We start from the raw sequence: 10,709 nt of genomic DNA, 5'->3' as shown, positions 1-10,709 counted from the left end.
TTTACGTCGGCAGCGTCAGATGTTTATAAGAGGCAGGCCGACGTGCGGCTGCTGCGGAAGTGCTGGCCATGACGAACCTCCTGTCGTCGCGTGACGGCGCAGTGGCCGTATGTGCCCATCGTGAAGTACGCCACTGACAATCGGCTCTGACCTGCGACTTTGCCTCGATCGCGGCTTCGCGCTAGTTTTTGCACTGACCAGTCAGTTCAAAAAAGGGTGCGAGGGGGGACCGTGGACGGTCCGACGGACGATGGTCGGCGGGGAGCCGCTGTCACAGCTGGGGGCTTCGGTCTGAAGGGGCCGCGGGGCTGGGCGTTCCGCGGGGTCGATGTCGACGCGGAGCCGGGGTCGCTGATCGCGGTCGAGGGGCCTTCGGGGTCGGGCCGCACGTGTCTCCTCCTCGCACTCACCGGACGCATGCGCCCCACCGAGGGCGAGGCGTCGGTGGGCGGCTTCCGGCTGCCCAAGCAGCTCGCGGCGGTGCGCCGGATCAGCGCGCTCGGGCCCGTGCCCGGCGTGACGGATCTCGACCCGGCGCTGACCGTCGCCGAGCATCTGCACGAACGGGCGCTCCTGGAGCGGCGGTTCGGCGGCTCGCTGCGGGATCTGCTGAGGCCGCGCGCCGAGCGGGCGGCCGAGGCACGGCTGCGGATCGACACCGCGCTGACCGCCGCGGGACTCGACATGGAGTCGCTGCCCAAGGGCCGGCGCACCTCCGTACGCGATCTGGAACGCCTGGAGGCGCTGCGGCTCTCCGTGGCCCTCGCGCTGATCGGGCGGCCGCGCCTGCTCGGCGTCGACGACATGGACCTCAAGCTCTCGGACGCCGAACGGGTGGCGGCCTGGGACCTGTTGAGGTCGATCGCCGAGCGCGGCACCACGGTTGTCGCGGTGTGCAGCGAGGCACCCGATGACGCGGTCGTCGTGAGCACCGTGCGGCCCGAGGCAGACGTCGCAGCCCCCGCAAGCACCCCGGACACCCCGGACACCGCACAGACCGCAGACACCGCAGACACCGCGACCGACGACAAGGAGGCGGCCGATGCGCGCGCCTAAGCTGGCCTCGCTCGAGCTCCGGCGCTTCGGCAGGGGAAAGCTGCCCCGTGCGGCGCTCGTCGCGCTCCTGCTGCTGCCCCTGCTGTACGGCGCCCTGTACCTGTGCTCCTTCTGGGACCCGTACGGCCGTCTCGACCGGATTCCCGTCGCGCTCGTCAACGACGACAAGGGCGCCACGGCTGCGGGCAAGAAGCTCGCGGCGGGCGACGGCATCGTCGACGGGCTGCGGGACAGCAAGACGTTCGACTGGCATGAGGTGAGCGCGGCCGAGGCGCGCGACGGCGTCGAGGACGGGACGTACTACCTGTCGCTGACGATGCCGTCCGACTTCAGCCAGCGCATCGCGTCGAGTTCGGGCGACTCCCCGGAGACGGGCGCCCTTCAGGTCCGGACGAACGACGCCAACAACTACATCGTCGGGCAGATCTCCCGCACGGTCTTCTCCGAGGTGCGCACGGCGGCCTCCACGAAGGCCTCGCGCTCCTTCCTCGACAAGATCTTCATCTCGTTCTCCGACATCCACGGGGCCACGGAGAAGGCAGCCAAGGGCGCCGACAAGCTCGACGGCGGCATCGGCGACGCGAAGAAGGGCTCGAAGGACCTCGCGAAGGGCCTGAAGGACGCCAAGGACGGCAGCGGCGATCTGGCCGGCGGCATCAAGAAGCTCAACAAGGGCGCCGGTGACCTGGAGGACGGCTCCAAGAAGGTCGCGGACGGCACGCAGAAGCTGGCCGACAAGGTCAACGGCACCGCGGACCAAGTGCGGCCCTTCCTGAAGGACAACGGCAAGACCATCGGGGACACGGCGCAGCTCGTCGCCGACTCCTCCAAGGCGATGCGCCACAACCTGGACACGTGGGTCAAGCTCGCACCCGTGGCGGCCAAGGGGGCGGCCGACGGCTCCAAGGTCATCGGCGACCTCTACACGGAGCGCTGCGAGAAGGCGCCTCTTCCCGACCCCTCCTGCCCGAAGCTCAAGGAGGCCAAGAAGTCCGCGGAGAACGTGTCGACCATCGCGGACGACATGAACACCTTGATCAAGGATCAGGACAGCGACGTCAAGACGCTCGACAAGCACCTCGCCACGCTGCAGAAGAAGTCGCAGGCGCTCGCCGACCGCGCGCCGCACCTCGACGAGGACCTGGAGACCGCGGTCACCCAGATCAACGACCTCAACAAGGGCGCGGGGAAGGTCGCCAAGGGCGCCAAGAAGCTGCACACGGGCCTGGGCACCGCCAAGACCGGCTCCGTCGACCTCGACGAGGGCGTCGACAAGCTCAAGACGGGCGCGAACGACCTCAAGGGCGGCATGTTCAAGCTGGCCGACGGCTCCGGGAAGCTGGCGAGCGGGCTGCACGACGGCGTCGAGCAGATCCCCGACTACGACAAGAACGACCGCGACCAGCGCACCGGAGTCATGGCCGACCCCGTGCAGCTCGCCTCCCAGTCGATGCACAAGGCGCCCAACTACGGCACCGGTTTCGCCCCGTACTTCATCCCGCTCTCCCTGTGGGTCGGCGCGATGGTGGCGTACATGCTGATCCAGCCGCTCAACCGGCGCGCGCTCGCCGCGGGCGCCTCCGCCTGGCGGATCGCGTTCGCGGGCTGGCTGCCGGTCGCCGCCCTGGGTGTGCTGCAGACGGCCGCCCTGATGTCGGTCCTGCACTGGGGTCTCGGCCTGCAGATGGCCCGGGCGGCCGGGACGGTGGGCTTCCTCTGCCTGGTGACGTGCTGCTTCGCGGCGATCGTGCAGTGGCTCAACGCGCGCTTCGGAGCGGCCGGGCGGATCCTCGTCCTGGCGGTCCTGATGCTGCAGCTGACCTCGGCGGGCGGCACGTACCCCGTCCAGACCAGCCCGTCCTTCTTCAGCGCGATCCACCCCTTCCTGCCGATGAGTTACGTCGTCGACGCTCTACGGAGGCTCATCACGGGCGGCGGACTCGGCCCCGTCTGGGAGGCGTGCGCGGTACTCACGGCCTTCACGCTGGGCGCCCTGGCGCTCACCGCGCTCTCCGCACGCCGCAAGCAGGTGTGGACTCTTGACCGGCTTCACCCGGAGCTGAGCCTGTGAGGACCGAAAGACCTGTGAGAATCGGGCCCATGGACAGCAGCTCAACCAGCACCCGGCGCGAGGCCACCCGGCAGAAGCTCTACGAAGCGGCCGTCACGCTCATCGCCGAGCAGGGCTTCTCGGCCACGACGGTCGATGAGATCGCCGAGCGGGCGGGGGTCGCGAAGGGCACGGTCTACTACAACTTCGCCAGCAAATCGGTCCTCTTCGAAGAGCTCCTTCGACACGGCGTCGGTCTGCTCACCGCCTCCCTGAAGGACGCGGCGGAGAAGGCCGACGCGAGCGGCGGCAGCAAGGTCGACGCCCTGGACGCGATGATCCGGGCCGGCCTGGTCTTCATCGACCGCTATCCGGCCTTCACCCAGCTGTACGTCGCCGAACTGTGGCGCACCAACCGGGCCTGGCAGTCCACGCTGATGGTGGTCAGGCAGCAGGCGGTCGCCGTGGTGGAGGACGTGCTGCGCGGAGGCGTCGAGAACGGCGAGCTCAGCGAGGAGATCGACATCCCCCTGACGGCCGCCGCGCTCGTCGGGATGGTCCTCGTCGCGGCGCTCGACTGGCAGGCCTTCCAGCCGGAGCGCTCGCTCGACGATGTGCACTCGGCGCTCTCGCGGCTGCTCCAGGGCCGGGTGAGCGGAAGCCGCTGAGCGGCGGCACCCAGAGCACCCAGCACACAAGAACAGAACACAGAAGAGCGCCGGTCCGGTGCCACCTGATCTCCAGGCGGCGCCGGACCGGCGCTTCTCGTTCCCCCGAAACCCCCGTTCGGCCCCGGGCGGTCATTCCCGGGTCCCCCGGTCCCCCGAGTCACCCCCGTGTCTCGCTCCCACCTTCGGTGGGGTGGGAGGAGCGGCCAAGGGCGCTGCGCGGTTCCGCCGCCCCGTGTCGGCGGTACCGGCGCCGCGCCCTTCTCCGTGTCCCTCACTCTTCCGTCTTCGCAGGTCGGGCCCCATCCGCACACGTACTCATCTCCCCCACTAGGTACGGATACTCAGGCCTGGGTGCTCAACCCCACGCCCGGGGGTACGCCACTGGTTACGATCGCGTCCGTGTCCGTACTCCCCCTGGTGTTCACCAGCGGCTGGGCGAGCGGGATCAACGCGTACGCCGTGGTCCTGCTGCTCGGTGTCTTCGGCGCGACCGGGATCACCGACGAGGTGCCCGAGTCGCTGCAGCGAACCGATGTGCTGATCGTCGCCGGGGTGCTGTTCGCCTGCGAGGCCGTCGCCGACAAGATCCCGTACGTCGACTCGGCCTGGGACAGCGTGCACACGGTGATCCGGCCGGTGTCCGGCGCCGTGGTCGGGGCGCTCCTCGCGGGGCAGAGCGGCTCGCTCCCGGATCTCGCGGCCGGGGCGGTGGGCGGGTCGACCGCGCTGGCCAGTCACTGCGTCAAGGCCGGGACGCGGATGGCGATCAACAGCTCCCCCGAGCCGTTCAGCAACATCATCGCGAGCACCGCGGAGGATCTCGGGGTCGCCGGGATCATCAGCTTCGCGATATTCAACCCGCAGGCGGCCGCGATCATCGCGGCGGTGCTGCTGCTTCTCGGGCTGCTGTTGTTGATCTTCCTGATCTCGCGGATCCGGCGGTTCCTGCGGCGCAGGGCCCAGCGGCGCGAGGAGAAACGGATCGCGGCGCAGCTGGGGAGGCCGCCGGACTGAGGGCCCCCGGCGTGACTGTCAGTGGTGGCCGCTAGGGTTTTCCGCATGGCACGGATTGTGGTGATCGGCGCCGGGATGGGCGCGATGGCGGCGGCCGCCCGGCTGGCCGTCGCGGGCCACCGGGTGGTGGTGCACGAGCGGTCGGGGACGTACGGCGGCGCACTCGGCCGCGTCGAGCGTGACGGCTTCGCGTTCGACACGGGCCCGGGTCTGCTCCATCTCCCGGCCGTCTACCGCGACTTGTTCGTGAAGACGGGCAAGGAGCCGCTGGAGAAGGTCGTCGAGCTGTCCCAGGTGGAGCCCGCGGTCCGGCACGTCTTCGCGGACGGCAGCACGGCCGATCTGCCGAACGCGTCCCGCGCGGGCGTCGGCGAGGCCCTCGACACGGCGCTCGGCGGCGGTGCGGGCGACCGCTGGTCGGCGTATCTGAACCGCGCCCGTGAGGCGTGGGACCGCACCCGCCGCCCCCTCCTGGAAGAGCCGCTCTGGCCGAACTGGCAGGTGCTGGCCGACCGCGAGCCCTACCCTTCGGTGCCGCACAAGCGCCTCCTGCGGCGCGAGCGCCGCGCGGCCACCCTCACGGAGGTCGCCGAGCTCGAACTGGGCGGGGACGCACGGCTGCGCGCGCTCCTCGAGCAGTACGCCCTCGCGTACGGCCTCGATCCGCGGACGGCCCCGGCGAGCGCGGCCGTCCTGCCCTACCTGGAGCACACCTTCGGCGCGTGGTCCGTGCGCGGCGGGATGCGCGCCCTGGCCCAAGCCGTGTACGAGCGGTGCCTGGCCCGCAGGGTCGAGTTCGCGTTCGACTCCGCGGTGACCCGGATCGTCGAGAAGGACGGCCGCGCGGCGGGCGTGGAGCTCGCGGACGGGACGGCGCACGAGGCTGACTTCGTGGTCGCCGGTGTCGCGCCCGGCGTACTGGACGGCCTGCTGTCCGGGGCGTCCGGCATGTCCGGGGCATCCGGTGTGAACATACGGGCGGAGGGTGAGGTGCCGGCCAGGTCCGGACTTCCCAGCCGCCTCACGGTCCTCCTCGCGTTGCGCGGAGCGAGGCCGGACGGCACGCCTCATCGGACGGTGCTGCACACCCCCGACCGACAGGACGAACTCGACCGGCTCTTCGGGGACCACCCAGGGCTGCCCTCCATACCGACCGTCACGGTGCTGCGCCCCGACGACCCGTCGCTCACACCCGACGCCGGGCACGAGGCGGTCAACCTCACGGTCACGGTGCCCGCGCACACGGAGATCACCGAGGCGGACGTGGACCGGCTGCTGACCCGCGCCGATTCGGCCGTGCCGGGGCTGCGAGAGCGGCTGCTGTGGCACGAGGTCCGCACCCCCGCCGACGTCGCGGAGGCCACCGGCGCCGACGGCGGCGCGGTCCCGCCCCCGTCCCTCGCGGCGGACGGGGGCCGGCTGCTCCACCCGGCCAACAGCACGCGCGTGCCGGGTCTCTTCGCGGTCGGCGGCTGGTCGCACCCGGGCGGCGGGCTTCCGCACGCCGGCATGTCGGGCACGCTGGTCGCCGGGCTGATCGTGGAGGGGCCGGAGTTCCGCGGCTCCCGGTGAGCCCCGGGATCAGTACCGGTACTGCTCGTTGTAGCCCGCGTCGTATCCGTGCCCCTGGGCATGCTCGCCCTGGTTCGGATACGGCTGCTCGGGCGGGAGTTCGCCCCCGTACGCCCCGTACGGATCGTCCACGCTGCGCTGCTGGGGCACCCAGACCCCGCCGGGCGGCGTCTCGCTGTAGCCACCGGCCCCGTTGCCGTACGGATCGGCGGCGGGATAGGGCGGGTACTGCTGCTGGTCGCCGTAGGTGTCGTAGCTCTGCTGGCCGCCGTACGTCTGCGTCCCGATGTACGGGTCGGAGTACGCGGCGTACTCCTGCTGCCCGGTCTCTCCGTACGCGTAGGGCTGCTGCGGGTCGTAGCCCGCCGTGGCGTACGTGTCGTAGCCGTAGCCGCTGTCCTGGGCGGGCTGCTGCTGCTGCGCGTACGCGGAGTCGCTGTACACGCCGTACTGCCCGGTGTCGTCCGGCATGGGCTCCGGTGCGTAGACCCCCTCGCCGGGCGCGTGCGCGGGCGGCTCAGGCTGCTCGTACGCGAGGTCGGAGACCTGGAGCGTCGGGTCCTGGGCGGCGGCCCGTGGCGAGGTCTTGCGGCGCTTGCTCAGGCCGGGCTGGCCGCCGAGCGCCCAGCCGGTCGAGAAGCCGCGGCGGAAGGACAGCGTCACGTACGTCTGTCCCGTCGCGAAGGCGATCGCGCCGGCGCCGATGACGACCACCGACGGCATCAGCACGCCGACGACCACCCCGAGGAAGCCCCCGAAGGCGAGGAGACGCCAGCGCAGCCGCGCCTTGTACTGCAGCAGCACCTCGCCGAGCAGCCACAGCGCGACGCATCCGAACGCGATGTAGAGGACCGTCCAGCCCATGTACGCCCCTCTCCCCACGGCCGCCGCCCCGGGGGTACGGCCGCTCAGGCCTGGTGGTGATGCAGGCCCAGATTCTCGTAGATTTCCAGCGTCGCCGTGGAGTTGTTGAGCGTGATGAAGTGCAGCCCCGGCACACCCTCGGCCAGCAACCGCGCGCAGAACTCCGTCGCGAACTCGATGCCAATGGAGCGTACAGCCGCCGGATCGTCTTTGGCTGTGAGGATGCGCTCTTTGAGCGCCGGCGGGAAGGAAGCGTTGCTGAGCTGGGGCAGCCGCTCCAGCATGCGCACGTTCGTCACCGGCATGATCTCCGGGATGATCGGCGTCGAACAGCCCGCGGCCTCGACCCGGTCGCGCAGGCGCAGATACTCCTCCGGGTAGAAGAACATCTGTGTGATCGCGTAGTCGGCGCCCGCGCGGCATTTGTCGACGAAGTGCCGGACGTCCGTGTCCCAGTCCTCCGACCGCGGATGCATCGCGGGGAAGGCCGCGACGCCCACGCAGAAGTCACCCGACTCCTTGATCAGCTGGACCAGTTCGGCGGCGTACGTGAGGCCTTCGGGGTGCTTGACCCAGTCGGCGAGCGGGTCGCCGGGCGGGTCGCCGCGGACCGCGAGCATGTTCCTGATCCCGGCGTCCGCGTACTGCCCGATGATGTTGCGCAGCTCGGCCACGGAGTGGTCGACCGCGGTCAGATGGGCGACAGGCGTGAGCGTCGAGTCGGCGACGATCTGCTCCGTCTCCTTGACCGTGCCCGCACGCGTCGAGCCGCCCGCTCCGTACGTCACGGAGACGAAGCTGGGGGCCACCGCCTCGACCCGGCGCAGCGCGTTCCACAGGTTCCGCTCGCCCTTCGGGGTCTTCGGCGCCGAGAACTCGAACGAGTACGTGGTCTTGCCGGTCGCGAGCATGTCGCGCACGGTGCGTGCGCGATCTGTCCTGGTGGAAGCAGTGCCTAGGGCCATACGGGCAGGTTAGCGACGGGGTGCCGCACCGGCTAATCCCCGTCCACCCTGCGGACAGCCTCCCCGAAGGATGGCCGAAACCCCGCCGATCAGGCCGTACGCAGCCGCTTTGCGAAGTCCGCCGCAGCGGCGGCCGGATCGTCCGCCTCGGTGATGGCCCGGACGACCACGACGCGGCGGGCGCCCGCTTCGAGCACCTCGTCCAGATTGCCCGCGTCGATGCCGCCGATCGCGAACCACGGGCGGTCCGTGCCGAGCGACGCCGTGTACCGGACCAGGTCGAGACCGGGGGCGTGCCGTCCCGGCTTGGTGGGGGTCGGCCAGCAGGGGCCTGTGCAGAAGTAGTCCACGCCGTCCTGGACGGCCGCCGCTGCGGCCTCGGACTCGGCGTGCGTGGAGCGGCCGATGAGGACGTCGTCGGCCAGGATGCGGCGGGCCGCGGGCACGGGCAGGTCGCCCTGGCCCAGGTGCAGCACGTCGGCGCCGATGGCGTGCGCGACGTCCGCGCGGTCGTTCACGGCCAGGAGCTTGCCGTGCCGGCGCGCGGCGTCGGCGAAGACCTGGAGGTGCTCGAGCTCCTCGGCGGCCTCCAGGCCCTTGTCGCGCAGCTGCACGATGTCGACTCCGCCCGCGAGGACGGCATCGAGGAATTCCGGGAGGTCTCCCTGGCGCTTGCGGGCGTCCACACACAAGTAGAGGCGGGCGTCGGCGAGCTGCTCTCGGGCAGGCGTGATGGCCATGGAGGTTCCCCCCGGTGTCGGTGGCGGTGGTGTACGGGCAGCGTGGAGCGCGGTGCGGCCCGTACACACACGGATGCGGATCAGGTCAGACGGCGAGCGCCTGGGCGCGGCGCTTCACCTCCGTGCCGCGATTCTCGCTCAGCGCCTGCGCGGGCGTGCCCGGCAGGGTCGGGTCGGGAGTGAAGAGCCACTCCAGCATCTCTTCGTCGGAGAAGCCGTCGTCCCTCAGGAGCGTCAAGGTGCCGGTCAGGCCCTTGACGATCTTGTCGCCGTCGATGAAGTCGGCGGGCACCTGGAGCGCGCGGTTCTCACCACGGCGCACGGCGATCAGCTGGCCCTCCTTGACCAGCTGGCGCACGCGCGTCACCTCGACGTCGAGCATTTCGGCGATGTCGGGGAGGTGGAGCCATGCGGGGACGAGAGCATCAGTCTTTGCGTCAATCTCGGTCACAGGACAAAGCGTATCCCCGGCGACTGACAGAGGGCGGAGCAGTCGGCGCGGCTACTCCCGCACCGCCTTCTTGAGCGGCACCGAGGGATCCGCCGCCTTGGCCGGATCGAGCCGCGCGCCGGTCTCGATCAGCTTGCGGCCCTGGGCGAGGTCCCGGGGGCGGCCCACCGCGAGGACCGCCACCAGGGCGCTCGCACGCAGCCAGCACACCGTCCAGGCCGCGCCCGACGGGTCACCGCGCCACACCAGTGCGTCGGCGGAGCCGTGGTGTCCCGCGTACTGGACGAAGCGGCCGAACTGCTCGGACCAGAAGTACGGGACAGGGTCGTACGCCGAAGGGGTCTCGCCGATGATGTTGGCCGCGACCGTGCGCGGGCCCTGGAGGGCGTTGTCCCAGTGGTGGACCAGGAGGCGCTCGCCGTACCTTCCCGAAGGGAAGGAGGAGCAGTCGCCGACCGCGTACACATCCGGCTCCGAGGTCCTCAGATGGTCGTCGGCGACGACCTCCCGGTGGGTGCCGAGAGCGATCCCGGAGTCCGCGAGCCAGTCCGTCGCGGGCCGCGCGCCGATGCCGACGACGACCGCGTCGGCGGGCAGCCGGGTGCCGTCGTCCAGGAGGACGGTGCCGGGCTCGACGCGCTCCACGCGCGCGTGGGTGCGCAATTCGGCCCCGGAGTCCGCGTACCAGGCGGTCATCGGTGCCGCGACCTCCGCGGGCAGCGCCCCCGCGAGCGGCCGCTCGGCGGCCTCGACCACGGTGACCGCACAGCCCGCCTCGCGCGCGGCGGTGGCGAACTCGGCGCCGATCCAGCCCGCCCCGACGACCACGATGTCGTGCTGCTCGGCGAGGACCGGCCGCAGCCGTTCGGCGTCGTCCAGGGTGCGCAGCAGATGCACGCCGGGGACTCCGGAGGCGCCCGGCAGCAGGATCGGCTCGGCGCCGGTCGCGATGACGAGGGCGTCGTAGGGAACCGGCCCCGAAGCGGTGTCGAGTTCGTGGTCCGCCGGGCGGATGCCCGTGACCTCGTGGCCCAGGCTCAGCTCGATGCCCAGCGCCTCGAAGTCGACGTCGAAGGCCGAGCCCTCCGCCTTGCCCAGCAGCACGGCCTTGGACAGCGGCGGCCTGTCGTACGGCTGATGGGGCTCCGCCCCGATGAGGGTGACCGCACCGGCGAACCCTTGATCGCGCAGGGCCACGGCGGTCTGCACCCCGGCCATCCCCGCGCCGACGATGACAACCCGGCGCTCTGCCTGCCTCTGCTGCTCGCTCACCCGATCACTGTAGGGCGGCACAGGACGCCGACTTCAGGGCGCGACGAGGAGATC

General features: G+C 71.2%; 10 protein-coding genes. 5 read left to right on the top strand and 5 right to left on the bottom strand.

Features of this window, described 5'->3' with window-relative positions; translation table 11 throughout:
* Positions 1-231 precede the first annotated feature (231 nt).
* The 5 genes from E2651_RS00650 to E2651_RS00630 all read left to right on the top strand — a co-directional run bounded on the left by E2651_RS00650 (position 232) and on the right by E2651_RS00630 (position 6,363).
* On the top strand, positions 232-1,056 hold the full coding sequence (locus E2651_RS00650; RefSeq protein ID WP_245238465.1) for an ATP-binding cassette domain-containing protein: 825 nt from the start codon (positions 232-234) through the stop codon (positions 1,054-1,056).
* Positions 1,043-3,127, top strand: a complete 2,085-nt coding sequence (locus E2651_RS00645) for a YhgE/Pip domain-containing protein (RefSeq protein ID WP_135328951.1) — start codon at positions 1,043-1,045, stop codon at positions 3,125-3,127. The genes E2651_RS00650 and E2651_RS00645 overlap by 14 nt, the downstream gene beginning before the upstream one ends.
* A gap of 29 nt (positions 3,128-3,156) precedes the next feature.
* Positions 3,157-3,774: a TetR/AcrR family transcriptional regulator gene (locus E2651_RS00640; protein WP_135328950.1), complete on the top strand. Its 618-nt coding sequence runs from the start codon at positions 3,157-3,159 to the stop codon at positions 3,772-3,774.
* Between the two features lie 402 nt (positions 3,775-4,176).
* Positions 4,177-4,791: a DUF4126 domain-containing protein gene (locus E2651_RS00635; RefSeq protein ID WP_135328949.1), complete on the top strand. Its 615-nt coding sequence runs from the start codon at positions 4,177-4,179 to the stop codon at positions 4,789-4,791.
* A gap of 45 nt (positions 4,792-4,836) precedes the next feature.
* The gene (locus E2651_RS00630) at positions 4,837-6,363 is read left to right on the top strand and encodes an NAD(P)/FAD-dependent oxidoreductase (RefSeq protein WP_135328948.1); all 1,527 of its coding nucleotides are present in this window, start codon (positions 4,837-4,839) and stop codon (positions 6,361-6,363) included.
* Positions 6,364-6,372: 9 nt separating this feature from the next.
* Here E2651_RS00630 and E2651_RS00625 read toward each other — a convergent pair whose 3' ends face one another.
* The 5 genes from E2651_RS00625 to E2651_RS00605 all read right to left on the bottom strand — a co-directional run bounded on the left by E2651_RS00625 (position 6,373) and on the right by E2651_RS00605 (position 10,655).
* Positions 6,373-7,227, bottom strand: coding sequence for a hypothetical protein (locus E2651_RS00625; protein ID WP_135328947.1), 855 nt, complete (start codon positions 7,225-7,227; stop codon positions 6,373-6,375).
* A 44-nt stretch (positions 7,228-7,271) separates the two neighbouring features.
* Entirely contained in the window at positions 7,272-8,192 is a 921-nt protein-coding gene (gene metF, locus E2651_RS00620) for a methylenetetrahydrofolate reductase [NAD(P)H] (protein WP_135328946.1), read from the bottom strand.
* An 89-nt stretch (positions 8,193-8,281) separates the two neighbouring features.
* Positions 8,282-8,932 carry a thiamine phosphate synthase gene (gene thiE, locus E2651_RS00615; RefSeq protein WP_135328945.1) on the bottom strand — a complete coding sequence of 217 codons (651 nt, stop codon included), beginning with the start codon at positions 8,930-8,932 and terminating at the stop codon, positions 8,282-8,284.
* A gap of 85 nt (positions 8,933-9,017) precedes the next feature.
* Positions 9,018-9,383: a DNA-binding protein gene (locus tag E2651_RS00610; RefSeq protein ID WP_135328944.1), complete on the bottom strand. Its 366-nt coding sequence runs from the start codon at positions 9,381-9,383 to the stop codon at positions 9,018-9,020.
* A gap of 51 nt (positions 9,384-9,434) precedes the next feature.
* Positions 9,435-10,655: an FAD-dependent oxidoreductase gene (locus E2651_RS00605; RefSeq protein WP_135328943.1), complete on the bottom strand. Its 1,221-nt coding sequence runs from the start codon at positions 10,653-10,655 to the stop codon at positions 9,435-9,437.
* Between the last annotated feature and the right edge of the window lie 54 nt (positions 10,656-10,709).

The sequence above is a fragment of the Streptomyces sp. MZ04 genome, from assembly GCF_004684775.1.
GTDB lineage: Bacteria > Actinomycetota > Actinomycetes > Streptomycetales > Streptomycetaceae > Streptomyces.
This window is presented reverse-complemented; position numbering and strand designations above follow the sequence as displayed.

Bases quoted from the DNA above. Each gene is read 5' to 3' on its own strand.
- E2651_RS00630 (WP_135328948.1), top strand. From the start codon at position 4,837: ATGGCACGGATTGTGGTGATCGGCGCCGGGATGGGCGCGATGGCGGCG.
- E2651_RS00645 (WP_135328951.1), top strand. From the start codon at position 1,043: ATGCGCGCGCCTAAGCTGGCCTCGCTCGAGCTCCGGCGCTTCGGCAGG.
- metF (WP_135328946.1), bottom strand. From the start codon at position 8,192: ATGGCCCTAGGCACTGCTTCCACCAGGACAGATCGCGCACGCACCGTG.
- thiE (WP_135328945.1), bottom strand. From the start codon at position 8,932: ATGGCCATCACGCCTGCCCGAGAGCAGCTCGCCGACGCCCGCCTCTAC.
- E2651_RS00625 (WP_135328947.1), bottom strand. From the start codon at position 7,227: ATGGGCTGGACGGTCCTCTACATCGCGTTCGGATGCGTCGCGCTGTGG.
- E2651_RS00640 (WP_135328950.1), top strand. From the start codon at position 3,157: ATGGACAGCAGCTCAACCAGCACCCGGCGCGAGGCCACCCGGCAGAAG.